Raw genomic sequence first — 17,610 nt, 5'->3', positions numbered from 1 at the left:
TAGTGTAGTATGAAGTTATTCCATTTTCTAATGTTTATTCCCTACTACCTGTTGATGTTGGTGAAGTCGAACTGGATAGTAGCAAAGGCGGTGCTTAATCCAAGGTTTGATTTTGATCCGCCAGGTATAGTGGCTGTCGATATCAGCATTAAATCAAATATTGGTATTTTAACAATGGTCAATCTTATAACCATGACGCCGGGTACTCTTTCCCTCGATCTGTCTGAAGATAGAAAAAAGCTATATATCCATGCAATGCATGTGGAAAGCAGGGAAGCATTTGTGAGTGACATCAACGAATTGGAAAACCGCCTTAAAAAGTTTTTAAAATGATATCAGTTGTAATGTATTTTATAATGGCTATACTTTTATTGGCGCTGCTGTTGGTGGTTGTGCGTTTGGTAAAAGGTCCGTCAACACCCGACCGTATTGTATCGCTCGATATGATTGGTTCTATTTTGATGGGATTTATAATTTGCCTGGGTATTATTAAAGATAATAGTGTATACATTGATGTTGTTCTTATCATCTCCCTTATCTTATTTGTGGGAACCGTGGCTATGTCAAAGTATTTAACCGAAAATGATAGTGAAAATGGAAATAGCAATAACGATAATACTAGGCTTGGGTAGCCTGTTGATCTTACTTGGTGCAATAGGCTTGAATCGCTTCCCAGATATCTATATGCGAATGCATGCCGCTACAAAAGCTCCATCCCTGGGAATAAGCCTTATGCTCATTGCTTTTATCTTGTATTTTGGTACTTATGCCATAGCACTAAAAGCTGTAATGATTATTCTCTTTATATTTATTACTACTCCCATTGCTTCTCATGCCATTGGTGCCACCGCCCATCATTTAAAGATTAAAAAGTGGACTAAAATGAAAATGGATGATTTAGAACGTGATAGAGATCTTAAATAAATGATTGATTGAAGATGAGTGTCGTTTCATCTGGCTTGTTAGCCTAAAAAGCTTTAACACTGAAGCTTGTTATGACACATGAACCTTTAAAAATCACCCCATAAGGTGTAATCAAAATCCATGATATCTTTCAGCTAATAATTTGGGTAATATCTTGCTTAAATTAGTATAAAACACCTAATTTTGGAGTATTGGAGTCATGATGGGGACATCAAGGTAAAATTAGGTCAAATGTCAATAATTTATAATCCACAGCAATATAAGTTGGCTGATAAGCCAATGGAGAATTTTATCGATCCTGATGAAATTCATGAGATTTTGGATGCTAACCTAAATCCTAGCATGGAGCAGGTTAAGCAGGTTATTAATAAATCGTTACAAAAGAACCGACTGAGTCTTGCCGAAACGGCCATATTAGTGAATGCCAGGGAGCCGGAGATGGTGGATGCTATAAAAGCTGCTGCCAAAAAATTGAAAGAGCAAGTGTACGGTAAACGTATTGTTCTTTTTGCGCCACTTTATATTGGTAATCTATGCATTAACGATTGTGCTTATTGCGGTTTCCGTTCGTCGAATAAGAAGCAGGAGCGAACAACACTCGGTAAGCAGGATATTATCGATCAGGTGGTTGCTTTAGAAGATTCCGGGCATAAACGCTTAATATTGGTTTATGGCGAACATCCGCGTTATGATGCTCAATTTATTGCTGATACGGTTAAAATTGTTTATGGCGTAAAGAGTGGTAACGGTGAAATACGTCGAGTTAATATTAATGCTGCACCACTTGATATTGAAGGCTTCAAAAAAGTGAAAGAAGCAGGTATTGGAACCTACCAGATTTTCCAGGAGACGTATCATAAGCCAACATACGAGAAAGTCCATTTGAAAGGAACCAAAAAGCACTACGACTGGCGTATTACCAGCCTTGACAGGGCGCAAGAAGCAGGTATTGATGATGTGGGTATTGGTGCATTGTTTGGATTGTACGATTGGCGTTTCGAAGTGTTAGGCCTATTGCGCCATGTGAATCACTTTGAGGCTGTTTATAACGTTGGACCTCATACCATTTCTTTTCCACGTATTCAATCTGCATCCGGTTTTGAAGTAGATAAGCGATACGATGTTAGTGATGCTGATTTTACTAAGCTGGTGGCTATTTTGCGATTGGCAGTGCCATATACAGGCTTAATTTTAACAGCTCGAGAACCCGGACATATCCGCGATGAGATTTTACAATATGGTGTTTCGCAGATTGACGGCGGTACTAATATTGAGATGAAAGGTTATACCAGTCATAAAGAGCAGCAGGATTTGGATCATGAACAATTCGAGATTTGTGACGATCGTTCTTTAAACGAGGTAATGGAAGAGTTGGTGGAGGATGGTTATATTCCATCGTTCTGTACGGCTTGTTATCGATTAAATCGTACTGGTGAGCACTTTATGGAATTCTCTGTGCCGGGCTTTATCAAGCGTTTTTGTCAACCCAATGCTATTTTAACCTTAGCTGAATACCTCGAGGATTATGCTCCGCCTAAGACAAAAGAAAAAGGCTATCAATTAATTGAAGATAGTTTAAAGGATTACGAAGACGAGCGTTTTAAAGAAAAACTGGTTGAGCGCTTAGGGAAAATAAAAGATGGTGAACGTGATTTGTACTTCTAGACTGAAGAGAAATATAAATAAATGGCGAAGTGATAATGCTTCGCCATTTTTATTTCAGGAACTTTTTTTTACCTGAGTTAGTTTGATAGTAATAGACTTACTCTATTCGGGGAAAAATCATCACAAAGGGTAGTTGTTTTGACCAGTGGTCTATAGCTGAAGGAGGATATAATACCAATTGTTTTTTGTAATGCGCCTTCAGGGCAATTTTAAAAACTACAATTGTAAATGTTGTTAACTAATCAAAGTGGCTGTATTAGTGAAACGCATTAAAGGCGCATTTTGATTAGTAAACGGTATAATTCGTCTGAAAGAGTCAAAAAGTACAATTTATAACCTTCTGAAATGGCTTTGCATTCTACAATCGCCGATGTTTAGATTCATTTTTGTGAATAATTCACATAAAAAGATAAAAACATCTCAAAATCTATAGAATTTAAAAACTATTGAATACATTCGCAATTGAATAATAAGTTAACAAGGTAGTTACGAATTTGTGTGCTTCGATTGAATGTGTGTGTGGCTCATTATTAATCCTCTTAACCATTTTCAGGCTTCCCAAAAAACAATATGAATGTTTCAATCAGCAATTTCAACAACTGAGAATGATACCTTAAAGCAATCATTTTCAACAATCCTTAACGGATTGAAAAGTAAAATGAAGAGTGTTTATCACGAAAGAAGTGATATTAATGAGCTGGGAATTAAGCGAGGAATGCCCCCTTTTATTATGCGCGAAATAATGTCGGTTAATCCGTTTTCGGCCATTATTCCCAAAGAACATGGAGGTTTAGGAGGAGATGTCAAAGAAAGTATTGCATTGATGTCGGCCGCTTCCTACGAATCGTTGGCTCTATCATTAACATTTGGTATTAACATGGCTTTGTTTCTGCAGCCGGTTATTAAAGCAGCGCAACCCGAAGCAAAAGAGGCGGTTTTAAAGCGTTTTATTGAGCAGCAAAATATGGGCGGTTTAATGATTACAGAGCCCGACTTTGGTAGTGATGCGCTTAGTATGCGCACCTCCTATACTGAAACAGACCAGTTAGCTCATTTAAAAGGAACAAAGCATTGGGCTGGTTTAACTGGTTGGGCCGATTTTTGGTTACTAACGGCTCGTAAAGATACCGGTGACGACCGTCTGGCAAGAGATCTGGATTTCTTTATTTGCGATGTGACGCAGCCCAACCAGGGAATTGTAGTAGAAGAATTTTTTGAGAACCTGGGCTTGTATCAAATCCCTTATGGAAGAAACAAAATTGATGTACAAATACCTGCTGTGCAGAAGTTGGTGCCTGAAAAATCTGGTGTTAAGTTGATGCTGGATTTGTTGCATCGCAGCCGAATGTCGTTCCCGGGAATGGCCATGGGCTTTATACAACGCATGCTAGATGAGGCCATTGAGCATTGTCAAAAGCGCTTTGTCAGTGGTAAAAGTTTATTGAGCTATGATCAGGTACAACAACGCATTAGTCAATTGCAATCTTATTTTACGACTGTTTCGGCCTACTGTGTGAACAGTAGTAAAAAAGCGGGTTTAGCTAATGATTTATCTATGATTGGTATTGAAGCCAATGCGGTTAAAAGCCTTTCGACCGATATGATGCAATCGGCTTCGCAAACATTGTTACAATTGGTTGGTGCAAAAGGATACAAGCTCAATCATATTGCAGGCCGTTCGACTGTTGATAGTCGGCCGTTTCAGATTTTTGAGGGCTCAAACGATATGCTGTATTCTCAAATATCTGAAAGTGTGATAAAGCTGATGAAGAAAGCCAAACAGGTCAATCTCTTAGAGTTTATCAAATCATTTGAACTGACTTCAAATGCGGCTCATTTGGTGAGGGACCTGTTTAACTTTGAGTTAAACTATAGCGTGCCACAGCGAAAGCTGGTTGATTTAGGTAAAATATTAAGTCGTGTAATTTCGCTGGAACATGTCATGGATTTAAGTAATAAAGGTTTTTCTGCAAAACTGATAGATGGAGCGGCCGTGCATTTACGCCAGGAAATGCAGCAACTGCTTTCGTCCTTTAATGCCAAAAATGAATCAAGAGTGATTGAAGATTATCAGCAAAATACAGACTGGTTATTGTATACTTAATAATTGGTTGTGGTGAATAGGGTATGAGGACGCTCAATACCCTATTTGTTTTTTCGCCAAAGCGTCTTCTGAAAGATGATGCCATAATATTTATCAGAAGAATCACTCATAAAACAATATTCAAAGCCAATTTGGATACCGCCATAGGTCTTCATATTATAAAAGACATCAAGCCAATGCGAGTTATTGCTATAGCCCGATTGGTAAAAGTTGCTGGTGGTGCCCGCTCCAAAATCAAAACGACCGCCATTTGTATAGTAAAGACCGATTACCAAAGCTCCATTCTGCCAGGTTTCAATATCGTGGTTGTAAGTGAAATAGGGCTGAAACGAATGCTGTTTCACTCTTAAGTCATAGCCATAGCCTAAACCAAGGCCGAAATATTGCTCTTCAAAGCGTTGGTGAGCGAGGCGAAGGTTAAAGCTATGTCGTGCGTCGTCAAAAGCTGTTACCCAAAAGCTGGCTTCCAGGTCGCTATAACCAATTGTGTTAAAAAACTGAACGCTCAATGAATGAGCAACTCCTGTAGTTGGGTTGACCGGCTGGCGGTGATAAACTGTTTCGTTAACCGACTGTCCAAAACTCCATTGCCAAACTATTGCAGCTAACCCTGCTAAAATTCCTTTTATCATTTCAAATGACACAATACACTTCTAACACCATCGGAGATGATGCAGATGAATTCAACATGTTGATTTTTGTGTGATTTGAATGCTGTGATAACCGGCAGAATCGGTTAAAAAATTATTTCAGTAGTTTAATATTGTCTTTTGTGATTTCGATAATTCGTTGCTTATACAAGGTGCCAATGGCTTTTTTGAAATTCTTTTTGCTGGTGCCAAAAACTTTGTAAATCAGTTCTGCAGGGCTTTTGTCTGAAACGTCTAATTGTCCGCCTTTTGTTTTTAGTTTTTCAAGAATTTCACCGGCAAGACCATCTATCTTTTCATAGCCTGGTTTTTCAAGTGTGATATCCAGCTTATCGTCTTCGCGCACTTTCTTAATAAAGCCTTTGCACTTGTCACCAATTTTTATGGGCTTAAACAGCTCATTATGATAGAGCATGCCTGAATGAGAATTGTTAACTGCTACTTTATAGCCTAAATCAGTTTTGTCAATCACCATCAGATCAACTTCTTCACCTTCTTCATATTCAGGCATCAGGTTGTCGAGTACCGAGTTAAGCTTCGATGTTGCTACAATACGACGACTTTCATCATCGAGGTAAATGTAAACCACATATTTTTCGCCTTCTTTCATGCGCTCAGCCTGTTCGCGGTACGGAACCAATAAGTCCTTCATTAGTCCCCAATCCAGGAAAGCACCTGTTTTATTTACCGAAACCGCTTCCATGTAGGCAAATTCGCCAACAATAGCATACGGTTCTTCAGTCGTTGCAATAATTCTATCTTCAGAATCGAGGTAGATGAATACTTCAATTTCATCCTCAGGTTTTAATGTCGGCGGAACATATCGAATGGGCAATAATATTTCACCGAATTCTTCACCTCCATCGAGATAAACTCCAAACTCAACTTCCTTAATGACTTTTAATGTATTGTATTTGCCTAACATAAACTATAAATAAGGTTGCAAAGATAGTTAAAATACCACTCAAGTAAGAAGTTATTATCATCTGATAAGGTTGTTTTTATCGTAAATAAAACAAGATTTTTTCTTAGGAACATTCGTATGATATAAATTAAAAGAGTTTAACATCTTAAAATAGAGTGTTTTAATGAATGTGTAATCAATGAGGTAGCAGATGTGTAAATATCTATACATCTAGAAAGTTGCATATGTAGAAAAATAGATATATGTTTGCAATGAAAATTAATCGAGAGATTAATCAAAAAGGAAAAAACAAACATTAAATATGAACAGAACACTTTTTAAACATGTATTGATAGTCTGCTTTGCACTGGCAGGCTACCTATCGCACGCTCAGGAAGGAACGAGTGATGCCGTGTTTTCGCTAAATGAGGCCTTGCAATTGGCTTCAGAAAACAATAGAGAAGTGCAAAAAGCTTTAGCTGATGTAGAGGCTGCAAAAGCAGGTAATCAACAAGCATTGGCAGCATTTTTACCATCAGTTGAGCTTTCAAGTGGATATACCACTTCAAATGATCCGTTGTATGCTTTTGGATTTAAGTTACAGCAACAAGGAGTGACGATGGCCGATTTTGATCCAACTGTCATTAATTCGCCCGGGCAAACCAATCATTTTGCCACTCAGGTGATGGTTGAACAACCTTTGATTAATGTGGATGCATGGGCCGGGAAAGGTGCAGCAAGCAGCCAATTGAAAGCTACCGAAAAGAAAACGGAGTACACTAAAGAGCATATCGCTTTTTTGGTAAAGCAAACATATTATGGTTTGCAATTAGCTCAAAATAGGGTGGAGGTGATGAAGAAAGCGCAAGCCGCCACCGACTCCTATTTAAAAATGGCTGAGGATAATTTGCAACAAGGCTATTTAAAAGAAGCTGATGTAATGGCAGTAAGGGTTCGTCAGTATGAGCAGATTGCTATGGTGCAAGAAGCAGAGAATCAAGTGAAGAATGTGAGCGAGATGCTGAATTTTATGATTGGACGCGATATTACATTACCAATACAGGTTAGTGATTCGATCACTCAGGTTCCATTTACTTTTAACAATGCCACCACCATATTAAATCGCTCAGATATCTTGGCGATGCAGCACGGTTTAGATGCTCAAAAGAAAATGACAAAGAGTGACCTGTACAAATTTGCGCCACGAGTAAATGCTTTTGGAGCTTATAATTTATACGATTCTGATTTTGGTGGCTTTGGTGCTGATAGTTACATGGTTGGCATTAAGTTGCAGTGGCGAATTTTTAATGGAGGCCGTAACCTTGGCAAATACAACCAGACGAAAGCCTATTACAATAAAGCCCAGATAGCTTATCAGGACTATGTTGAAAAAGAAAATATGGAGCTTTCGAAAGCAACGCGGGCTATTGCTGTGGCCGAGAGTCAGATGATAACCTATAAAATGGCAGCTGAAGAAGCCCTTGAATCGCTTCGGATTAGGACGAATCGCTACAACCAGGGATTGGAAAAGACCTCGGACCTATTGATGGCTGAAACCAAAGCTGAAGAGAGTGTTTTAAAGAAACTGAATGCCATCTATAACTTTAATGTGGCAGTGTTTAAATATCAATTACTGGCATCTGAGTCCAACCAGAATTAGTTCAAATCATTCGAGAAAAACAAAAAATAGTATAAAATGAAAACGTTAAAATTATCCATAGCTGCATTGGCAATAGCCTATTTAACACAAGCTTGTGGAGGAGCTTCTTCGCAAACAAAAAGTCATAAGCAGGCTGTTAAGGCCAATGCACAAGTTGTAGAGTTAACAACAGTGCCCAAAAAATATCATTATACAGGTACTGTCTCATCAGTCAATCAATCAACTTTAAGTACACGCATCATGGGGCAAATAAGCCAGGTGCTAGTGCATGAAGGTGATGCCGTTCAAAAAGGACAACTGTTAATTTCAATACGAAGCAATGATATTCAAGCCAAGCAAAAGCAGGTTGAGGCCAATATTATTCAGGCCGAGGCTGCCTATAAACATGCCAAAGACGATTATCAACGCATCCAGGCTTTAAAAGCCAGTAATAGCGCCACGCAAAAAGAGCTGGATGATATTACTGTGCATTATGAAATGACAAGAGCTCAGTTGGAAGCTGCTCAAAAAGCTAAAGATGAGGTGGATGAGATGTTGTCGTATGCTAATATCCGTGCACCTTATAATGGCGTTATCACACAACGCTTTGTCGATAGTGGTGATATGGCGAATCCGGGAATGCCATTACTGGCAATTGAAGCACCAGGCTTATTTGAAGTGGATGCTAAAATTCCGGAATCGAATATCTATCAATTAGAGAAAGGTGATGCTGTTGAGGTAATGATTGATGCCTGTAAAGAGCCAATCAAAGGCACAGTGGCGCGCATTAGTCCATCAAGCCGTTTCTCAGGTTCGCAGTTTGATGCTCGCATCAGTTTGAATCCTAATGCTAAGCAAGAAAGTGCGATTCGAAGTGGTGTTTTTGCGAATGTGAAGCATTTGAAAGGCGAAGAGAAAAAGCTGTTGGTGGCCACTTCATCGATTGTTGAACGCGGTCAGCTTAAAGGTTTATGGACTGTTAGTCAGTCGAATCAGGCTTTGCTTCGCTGGGTGCGTTTAGGAAAAACCTATGGCGATAAAATTGAAGTATTGTCGGGCCTTAACGCAGGCAACCAGGTGGTTGTATCTGCCGAAGGACGCTTGTACGACGGTGCTCCATTACAATTAAACTAATGTTCCCAATCAAAAAATCTTAGCATTATGAAAACAGGATTTGCCGGGACGTTAGCCCGGATGTTTATAAAATCAAAGCTGACACCCCTATTAATGGTCGCTTTTATGATCATTGGTGTGTACAGTTCATACTTAACACCTCGAGAAGAGGAACCGCAGATTGATGTTCCCATAGCCGATATTTTTATCGGCTACCCGGGAGCCAGTCCAAAAGAAATAGAATCGAAAATAGTAACACCTATCGAGAAAGTAATCTCCAATGTAAAAGGTGTTGAATATGTTTATTCACAATCGTTGAATGAGCAGGCCATGTTGATTGTTCAGTTTTATGTGGGCGAAGATATTGAACGAAGCCTGGTAAAGCTATACAACGAAATCATGAAAAATATGGATCAGATGCCGGCTGGCGTTACCCTGCCATTGGTAAAAACACGATCCATTGATGATGTGCCCGTTATGGGATTGACGCTTTGGAGCGAGAATTACGACGATTTTCAGCTTAAACGTGTAGCACAGGAATTAACATCTGAAATAGAGAAAATTACCGATGTGTCAGAAACCAAGGTTATTGGTGGACGTAATCGTGAAATTCAGGTGGTTCTGAAGCGTGATAAAATGGCTGCTTTTAATGTTGATCCTTTGTTGATTACACAACAAATGCAAGCTGCTAATCAGCAGGTTTCAGCGGGTAGTTTTAATAAAAGTAATACGGAGTATTCAGTACAAACCGGTAAATTCTTTGAGAATGTAGATGAGGTCGCTAATTTGGTGATTGGCGTTCATCAGCAGTCGCCGGTGTATTTGCATCAGGTGGCTGTAGTTGAGGATGGGCCTGAGTTGCCCAATTCGTATGTGGCTTTTGGCTATGGAACAGCCAGTGAGAATAAAGAAACTTATCAGAGTGAATACCCGGCTGTAACGATTTCAGTTGCAAAGCGCCGTGGAGCTGATGCCATGCGTCTGGCCGAGCAAATTACTGAAAAAATTGATGTATTGCGCGAAGAGCTGGTGCCTGCTGATATTCAGGTGGAAGTGACGCGTAACTACGGAGAAACGGCTTCAGATAAGGTAGGTGAGTTGTTGATGCACTTGTTAGGCGCTATCGTGGCAGTAACATTTGTAGTGATGTTAGCCATGGGCTGGAGAGGCGGATTGGTTGTGTTTATCTCAGTGCCAATTACTTTTGCTTTGACCATGTTTAGCTACTATTTCATGGATTACACCCTTAATCGTATTACCTTATTTGCATTGGTATTTGTAACGGGTATTGTGGTTGATGATTCCATTATTATTGCCGAAAACATGCACCGTCACTTTAAGATGAAGCAGTTGCCATTTTGGCAGGCAGCCCTGCGTTCCATCGATGAAGTGGGTAACCCAACTATTTTGGCCACCTTCACCGTGATTGCAGCAGTAATTCCAATGGTTTTTGTGTCGGGTATGATGGGACCTTATATGAGCCCCATGCCAATTGGTGCTTCTATCGCAATGATATTCTCCTTATTGGTTGCATTAATGATAACTCCATGGTTGGCTTATCGTTTATTAAAGACTGAGGGCAAGGACGAAGACAAAGAGAAAGACTACTCGCTTGAGAAGACTTTAATATACAAGCTATATGATAAAACCATGCGTCCGATGATTGAAAATTCAACGAAACGTTGGGTATTTATTATTGGCGTTACAGTTCTGTTATTTGGTTCGGCCAGTTTGTTCCTGTTCAAAGTGGTGACAGTAAAAATTCTGCCTTTTGATAACAAGAATGAGTTTCAGGTAGTAGTTGATATGCCTGAAGGTACAACCTTGGAAGAAACAGCCAATGTAACCAAAGAATTGGCTGCCTACCTGAAAGGTCATGAGTTAGTAACTAATTACCAGACTTATGTGGGTACATCGGCACCAATTAACTTTAATGGTTTGGTACGTCATTACGATTTACGTCGTGGTTCAAATGTGGCCGATATTCAGGTGAATTTGGTGTCGAAGAAAGAGCGCGATTTACAGTCGCACGACATTGCGAAAGAATTGCGTCCTGGCTTGCAGTTGATTGGTAGTAAGTTTAATGCCAATGTGAAGGTGGTGGAAGTGCCTCCTGGACCTCCTGTAATGTCAACATTAGTAGCTGAGATTTACGGTCCGGATTACGAAGCACAGAAAGCAGTCGCATCGCAGGTGAAAGGTTTATTTGCCGATACCGAAAGCGTGGTAGATGTAGACTGGATGATGGAAGATGATCAGGTGGAATATCACTTTGATGTAGATAAAGAAAAGGCCATGTTGGCCGGTGTCGCACCACAGCAAATTATACAGGCTTTAAACATGGCTTTGCGAGGCTCTCAGGTGTCACAGCTGTATGCCGAAAAAGACCATCAGCAGGTTGGTATTACATTGCGCTTAGACGAAAGTAAACGAACCAGTATTGATGACCTGAAAAAACTTAGCATTAAGTCGCAAAGCGGTGAGATGGTTGTTATTGGTGATTTGGTTAATATTACTGAAGAAGTTAGGCTGACGAGTATTTTCAGAAAGAACCAGAAGCAGGTGGTTTATGTGACTGCCGATGTGGCTGGTGAGTTGGAGAGTCCTGTTTATGCTATTCTTGATATGAGCGAACGCATGGATGAAATACAACTACCCGAAGGTTATAGTATTGAGGAGTTTTACAATGGGCAGCCTTTCGTTGAAAATAATTTTGGATTGAAATGGGACGGAGAATGGCAGATTACTTATGAAGTATTCCGTGATTTAGGTACTGCATTTGCAGTGGTGCTGGTTATCATTTATATGCTGATTGTTGGTTGGTTCCAAAACCTAAAAGTGCCTTTTGTAATGATGGTGGCTATTCCATTGTCTTTGGTTGGTATTGTTCTGGGACACTGGATGCTGAATGCATTCTTTACAGCAACATCAATGATTGGTATGATTGCCCTGGCAGGTATAATGGTGCGAAACTCCATACTGCTTATCGATTTTGTGAATATCCGACTCAATGAAGGAGTTCCTTTGCGCGAAGCGGTTATTGAAGCAGGAGCTGTGCGTACAACACCAATTCTTTTAACTGCAGGTACAGTAGTGATTGGTGCCGTTGTTATTTTGTTCGACCCAATTTTTCAGGGACTCGCTATCTCATTGATGGGAGGAACTATCGCTTCAACCGTATTGACCCTCCTAATTGTGCCATTGATTTACTACATGACTGAGCGTAAGAAATATGAATCGGCGTCAGAAAGTGAAAGGATAGATGAATCAGCCACTCATGTAGAAATATTAGAAGAATCAGAAATAAGTAATTAAAGTGCTCCGTGCACATAGCACTAGAAAATATGAAACTATTAATAGCCATTGCAGTGGCAGAATACAGAGAGCGTTTGCAGGAATTTTTTAGCGAACACAAGGTTTCGTTTTATAACGAGATTGAGATGAAAGGCATGAAAAAGCTTGAGAAGCAACATCGTCTTGGTAACTGGTTTGGTCAGCGAACTATGGGCGTGGATAATATTGCATTTATCTCGTTTATTGGCGATGAGCAGGCCGATAGCCTTCTGGAAAAATTGATGCAATGCAAGGCAGAGATGCCTCAATGTAACATCAATGCTTATGTTATTGATGTTGAAAAAGGAGTTGTACAATAATCAAAACAATATAACTATGCAAGAAAGAATTGTTAGAGCTGTGGCCGGAACATTTGTGCTGATAAGCATTTTGTTGGCCGTATATGTCAATATCAACTGGCTATTCCTTGCCGGATTTGTGGGGGTTAACCTTATTCAGTCATCTATTACCAAATGGTGCTTAATGACGGATATATTGACAAAGTTAGGTGTGCCTAAATAGATTGTGTTCAGTTGTGATTGGCAATTGAATGCTTGTTTTCTATATTTTTTGTTTGTGAATGATAAAGGCTCTGACCTCGTTTGGTTAGAGCCTTTTTCATAGATGTTGAATTGTTAGTTAATCATCCAATTTGAAAAAATGAATTAATTCTTTTAGTTGTGATGCCTGAGAATTGAGTTCTTCAGCATTTCCTGCTATTTCTTCACTACTTGAAGCATTCAGTTGCGTGGTTTGGTTTAGTTGCTGAATCGCTGCATTGATTTGCTGAACAGCATCTCTCTGTTCTCGTGTCGCTGAAGAAATTTCTTTCATCAGATTGTTGGAGTTATCAATGCTTGGCAGCATTTGATTCAGCAGTTCACTTGAGTTTTCAGATAGTGCATTACTTTCATGAGCTGCCCGCACAATCTCAGCGGCTGTGTCCTGGCTTCGTTCGGCCAGTTTACGCACTTCGCCTGCAACCACTGCAAACCCCCGACCATGTTCCCCTGCCCGAGCTGCCTCAACCGATGCATTAAGAGCCAGGATGTTGGTTTGCATTGCTATTTCCTCAATCATCGCTATTTTTTCGGTAATTAACTTATTCGCCTTGTTCGCTTTTTCTGATTCATTGGCCGTTATCTTAATACCTTCAAGAGCCTGGTTTGAGTGAGCCTCACTTGTTCCGGCATTGGCGTTACTTTGCTCAATATTGGCCACCATTTCTTCCATTGTGGTCGATACTTCTTCTAAAGAGGCAGCCTGTTCACTGGCACCTTGCGTTAATTCTTGTGAACTGATATTGAGTTGCTCGCTGGCGTGGTTTAACTGGTTGGCGCCTGTACTTATTTCACTTACTACTTCACGTAACTTGAGGTTCATTTGTTTTAGTGCGTTCATAAGGCGGCTTATCTCATCCCGCCCTGAGGATTCGATGGAATGGTACAATTCACCTTTGGCCAATGATTCAGCCAGATAAAGCCCTTTATTAACAGGTTTAATAATGCTTTGGCTGATAATTCGGGTAATGATAACGCCAATTGCCATGGCGATGATAAGCAATGTAGTAATCCAAAAAGAGGCAGAGCTGATGACTCTTTGTTCTTCTGCGTTTACTTCCGAAATAATGGTGCTGCTCAATGTAGCCACATCAGCACCCGAGGTTTGCATGGCTCTTAGCTGTTTGCCTTGTTCAATATTATCAGCCACAAATGATTCGAATGCCTTCTGATAGTCATTGTAGCCATCCTTTATTTTATTAATAGATGCGACGGTTTCTTTGCTATACTTTTCACTGGCTCTATCAAGAACCCGCATAAGTTTCTCAATTCTGGAGTTAACTTTTTGAACGGCAGATATATTTATTTGGCCTTCTTGATCAATTGGATCAGAAACAAATTCCCAGGCAGCTATCCTTACCTGACTATGAGCATAAAAAATATCTTTAGATAGTGTGTTGTATTGATTAATGTTTCTGTCATAGGAGATTAAAGCCCCCACTTTGCTTCCCACTTTTGACCAGTTTGTACGCGTTGTTTTCTTATTCTTTTCTACTTGAGCGTATTTCTTCAAATAGTTTGAGTAATTCGAGATGGCATTCGACAATGAGTCTGATTTTTGCTGATTAATAGCTTGTAGACTATCAGCCGAAGCTATTTGATGCATAGCCTCTGATAGTTGAGTCAGGGCAGTACTAACCTTTGATTCATCATTAAACTTCATGTAGTACAGGACTGCTATTCTGGCGTTCAATAGGTAATCTTGTCCTTGTTTAAAATGGTTAGCTATTTCAACAATGTTTTGCACATTTTTTATGCCACCTCTTCCAATTGAGCCAACCATGGCAACGCATGCAACCATGATAGAAAACCCGATAATTAACCGAATTCTTATGGACATATTTCTGACGATATGAATATTCATTTTAAGTGTGATAATATGTTTATGTATGAAAATAGGCTGGCGAAAATAACTTTTTTATATTAATGATAAGAATGTGCTTGTGAAGTTAAGTGTATTGATAATCAGTTGAAAGAAAGTTTCTGTGCTGATGAATGTTAATATAAAATCAATGAATGATGGAATTTTATTGACGAAACGTCCACGTTGCAAATTTCCGAAATGACGTTTAGTCGTCATAATGAGTTCTAACTATATCGTCTTGATATGACACAAAGAAACTTCTATTGGCTGGAGCTGTATTCTTTTCGTTTTTGCATGTAATTAGGGTGCTAAGGAGTAGAATTGCTTGACTTAAGCTGTTTAGGGGGAGTAGAATGATTCGATTGATTGTTCTGGTATCTGGCTAAAGCATATTGTATTTAAAGAAAATGTTTGTATTCTCTAAAAAAACAAATACATTTGCCTCGTAAGTGTAAAAAAAACACTAAGTATTATGAGGCAAATTTCTCCGTACATTTCGGTTGACTGTGTTTTGTTTGGCTACAACGGTTCTGAATTAGAAGTGTTAATTGTAGACCGAACACTTAAAGATGACAATAGCGATGAGTTAATCATTAACGATCGTACACTAACCGGTAATCACGTTTATGAAGATGAAACCATTGAGGATGCAGCTTATCGTGTGCTTTTCGATTTAACAGGTTTAGACAGTGTGTTTTTGGAGCAGTTTAAAACATTTGCTAACCCCGATCGCCTTAAACGACCGAATGATCAATTATGGTTACAACGCACCAATCGAAACCCAGATGCACGAATTGTGACAGTTGGTTTCTATTCCTTGGTGGCTACCGATAAAGTTAAACTGATATGGAAAGGACGTAATGTTAATTGGGTGCCAGTAAAAGAAGTAGGTGAATTAGCTTTTGATCACAACGAAATTCTTCAGGAGGCTTTAAAAACACTTCGATTACGCATTAAATACGAGCCAATTACATTTGAGTTGCTGCCGGAGAAGTTTACGCTCACTCAATTGCAAAATGTGTATGAAGCCATCTGGGGTATTGAGCTTGATAAACGTAATTTCCGTAAGAAAATAGCGCGCATGAAATACCTGATTACATTGGATGAAAAACAAACTGGTGTGGCACATAAGCCTGCACGACTATATGTGTTTAGCCGCGAGGTTTACACGAAAACAAAGAAAGAACTATTCGATTTTACGATTTAATCCAATAAAATGATGAATCAGGAAAAAATATCAATTAGAGAAAAAATTGGTTATGCTTTAGGTGATGGAGCAGCTAACATAGCCTGGCGAGGTGTTTCAACCTTTTTGCTGTTTTTCTATACCGATGTTTTTGGTATAACAGCAGCGGCAGCAGGAGTGTTGCTATTAGTTGCCCGCTTTAGCGATGGTATCAGTGATGTAGGTATGGGTATTATTGGTGATCGAACCAAATCCAAGTACGGAAAATTCAGACCTTGGATATTATGGACAGCCATACCTCTGGCATCTATTCTATCATTACTATTTACGAGTCCAAACCTTGGGCCAACTGGTAAAATCATTTATGCCTATTGTACGTATATTTTATTTACGCTGATTTATACGGCCAACAATATTCCTTACGGAGCTTTGATGGCTGTGATGACCGGCGATAATAAAGAACGGACTAGTATCGGCTCATATCGTATGGTTGGCGCCTTTGGCGGCGGCATGGTAGTGCAGGGAGCCTTATTGTTTTTAGTAGCCTATTTCGGAAACGTTAATCCAACCATAGACATTAGTAAAATTGATGAAACGACTTTTAATGTCAGTGTTTCATCACCGCAATATGTCGAGAATGCTAACATCAAAACAAAAGATGGGTTAGCAACCTTTGTTTGGGCTCAGGCTGATACACAGGAGAGCAATAAGCCCTCGCCATACATTAGCTTTTCAATGGAAGAGAATCAAACCTATAGTTTTATTGTTAAGGGTGAGACAGAATTAACAGCAGATTCTATTAGACTGATTAACCAGAAGAAAGGATACAGCAATTCTATCTATGTATTATCAGTATTCTTAGCGCTTTTTATGCTTGTTACGTTTGCAAGCACAAAAGAGCGTGTTTATCCGCCAAAATCACAGAAGTCAAATCTGACACAGGATTTGGGTGATTTAATTAAGAATAAACCCTGGCTGGTTCTTTTGATTGTGGGCTTACTCTGGACCATTTATAATTCGATTAAGCAGGGAATGGTCATGTACTATTTTACCTCTTACCTGAATAATCAATTACTGGCAGCATCGTTTTTGGTGGGATTAATGATTGCTTCCATAATTGGAGCTATGGCCACAGCACCTCTTGGCCGTCTGATTGGAAAGAAGAAGCTGTTTATCCTGGCTTTACTATTCTCAGGAGGTGTTAATGCGCTCTTTATTTTCTGTGGCCCTCAAGATATTGGAGCCATTTTTACCATCGGTATTGTTTCAGAGTTTGCAGCCGCTATTTTTCCTACTCTTTTCTTCACCATGTTAGGCGATGTGGCCGATTATTCAGAGTATAAAAATGGACGCCGAGCCACAGGTCTTATTTATTCGGCAGGTTCGTTTGTGACCAAGTTTGGTGGAGGTTTGGCAGCAGCCATCATTGGAGCAGTATTGGCCGCTTTTAATTACGATGGAATGGATTCAAGCACAATAGAAGGGGCTATTCCAGGCATCAAAATGCTTATGAGTTGGATACCTGCTTTAGTGGCCTTACTGGCAGCTGTTTTAATGACCATTTATCCATTGAGTCAGAAAAAGCTTGATAATATCACAGATGAGTTGAATAGAAGGCGAGTGGAAGAGCAGTTAGATTCTGTTGTTTAAAGATTAGAGAATATAAAA

Annotated in this window: 15 protein-coding genes; 12 read left to right on the top strand and 3 right to left on the bottom strand. The window is 39.5% G+C overall.

The window, feature by feature from the left end; genetic code table 11:
* The first annotated feature begins 9 nt into the window (after window positions 1-9).
* From J1N10_RS00360 to J1N10_RS00340, 5 genes are all read left to right on the top strand, one after another.
* Entirely contained in the window at window positions 10-333 is a 324-nt protein-coding gene (locus J1N10_RS00360; RefSeq protein ID WP_262324686.1) for a Na+/H+ antiporter subunit E, read from the top strand.
* Window positions 330-632, top strand: a complete 303-nt coding sequence (locus J1N10_RS00355; RefSeq protein WP_262324685.1) for a monovalent cation/H+ antiporter complex subunit F — start codon at window positions 330-332, stop codon at window positions 630-632. The genes J1N10_RS00360 and J1N10_RS00355 overlap by 4 nt, the downstream gene beginning before the upstream one ends.
* The gene (gene mnhG, locus J1N10_RS00350; RefSeq protein WP_262324684.1) at window positions 595-924 is read left to right on the top strand and encodes a monovalent cation/H(+) antiporter subunit G; all 330 of its coding nucleotides are present in this window, start codon (window positions 595-597) and stop codon (window positions 922-924) included. The genes J1N10_RS00355 and mnhG overlap by 38 nt, the downstream gene beginning before the upstream one ends.
* A 231-nt stretch (window positions 925-1,155) precedes the next feature.
* Complete coding sequence (hydG, locus tag J1N10_RS00345) at window positions 1,156-2,589, top strand: [FeFe] hydrogenase H-cluster radical SAM maturase HydG (protein ID WP_262324683.1); 1,434 nt, start codon at window positions 1,156-1,158, stop codon at window positions 2,587-2,589.
* Window positions 2,590-3,163: 574 nt separating this feature from the next.
* Window positions 3,164-4,693, top strand: coding sequence for an acyl-CoA dehydrogenase family protein (locus J1N10_RS00340; protein WP_262324682.1), 1,530 nt, complete (start codon window positions 3,164-3,166; stop codon window positions 4,691-4,693).
* A gap of 41 nt (window positions 4,694-4,734) precedes the next feature.
* Here the strand turns inward: J1N10_RS00340 and J1N10_RS00335 are convergent, their stop codons facing one another.
* Together J1N10_RS00335 and J1N10_RS00330 are read right to left on the bottom strand one after the other, a co-directional pair.
* Complete coding sequence (locus J1N10_RS00335) at window positions 4,735-5,325, bottom strand: hypothetical protein (protein WP_262324681.1); 591 nt, start codon at window positions 5,323-5,325, stop codon at window positions 4,735-4,737.
* Window positions 5,326-5,437: 112 nt separating this feature from the next.
* Complete coding sequence (locus J1N10_RS00330) at window positions 5,438-6,268, bottom strand: CvfB family protein (RefSeq protein WP_262324680.1); 831 nt, start codon at window positions 6,266-6,268, stop codon at window positions 5,438-5,440.
* Window positions 6,269-6,569: 301 nt separating this feature from the next.
* Between J1N10_RS00330 and J1N10_RS00325 the strand changes: the two genes are divergently transcribed.
* The 5 genes from J1N10_RS00325 to J1N10_RS00305 are packed head-to-tail and all read left to right on the top strand — an operon-like array spanning window position 6,570 to window position 12,854.
* Window positions 6,570-7,907, top strand: coding sequence for a TolC family protein (locus tag J1N10_RS00325; protein WP_262324679.1), 1,338 nt, complete (start codon window positions 6,570-6,572; stop codon window positions 7,905-7,907).
* Window positions 7,908-7,943: 36 nt separating this feature from the next.
* Complete coding sequence (locus J1N10_RS00320; protein ID WP_262324678.1) at window positions 7,944-9,020, top strand: efflux RND transporter periplasmic adaptor subunit; 1,077 nt, start codon at window positions 7,944-7,946, stop codon at window positions 9,018-9,020.
* Window positions 9,021-9,047: 27 nt separating this feature from the next.
* A complete protein-coding gene (locus tag J1N10_RS00315; protein ID WP_262324677.1) occupies window positions 9,048-12,314 on the top strand; it encodes an efflux RND transporter permease subunit in 3,267 nt (1,088 codons plus the stop codon).
* A 29-nt stretch (window positions 12,315-12,343) separates the two neighbouring features.
* Complete coding sequence (locus tag J1N10_RS00310) at window positions 12,344-12,652, top strand: hypothetical protein (RefSeq protein WP_262324676.1); 309 nt, start codon at window positions 12,344-12,346, stop codon at window positions 12,650-12,652.
* The gene (locus J1N10_RS00305; protein ID WP_410053427.1) at window positions 12,612-12,854 is read left to right on the top strand and encodes a YgaP family membrane protein; all 243 of its coding nucleotides are present in this window, start codon (window positions 12,612-12,614) and stop codon (window positions 12,852-12,854) included. Before J1N10_RS00310 ends, J1N10_RS00305 begins: the two co-directional genes overlap by 41 nt.
* A 117-nt stretch (window positions 12,855-12,971) precedes the next feature.
* Here the strand turns inward: J1N10_RS00305 and J1N10_RS00300 are convergent, their stop codons facing one another.
* Window positions 12,972-14,732, bottom strand: coding sequence for a methyl-accepting chemotaxis protein (locus J1N10_RS00300; RefSeq protein WP_262324674.1), 1,761 nt, complete (start codon window positions 14,730-14,732; stop codon window positions 12,972-12,974).
* A gap of 496 nt (window positions 14,733-15,228) precedes the next feature.
* Between J1N10_RS00300 and J1N10_RS00295 the strand changes: the two genes are divergently transcribed.
* Together J1N10_RS00295 and J1N10_RS00290 are read left to right on the top strand one after the other, a co-directional pair.
* Window positions 15,229-15,963, top strand: a complete 735-nt coding sequence (locus tag J1N10_RS00295; RefSeq protein ID WP_262324673.1) for an NUDIX hydrolase — start codon at window positions 15,229-15,231, stop codon at window positions 15,961-15,963.
* Window positions 15,964-15,972: 9 nt separating this feature from the next.
* Window positions 15,973-17,592 carry an MFS transporter gene (locus J1N10_RS00290; protein WP_262324672.1) on the top strand — a complete coding sequence of 540 codons (1,620 nt, stop codon included), beginning with the start codon at window positions 15,973-15,975 and terminating at the stop codon, window positions 17,590-17,592.
* Window positions 17,593-17,610: the final 18 nt, after the last annotated feature.

This window comes from Carboxylicivirga litoralis (assembly GCF_025499605.1).
GTDB lineage: Bacteria > Bacteroidota > Bacteroidia > Bacteroidales > Marinilabiliaceae > Carboxylicivirga > Carboxylicivirga litoralis.
The sequence above is the reverse complement of the archived record's forward strand: the minus strand, read 5'-3'. Positions and strand labels throughout refer to the sequence as shown.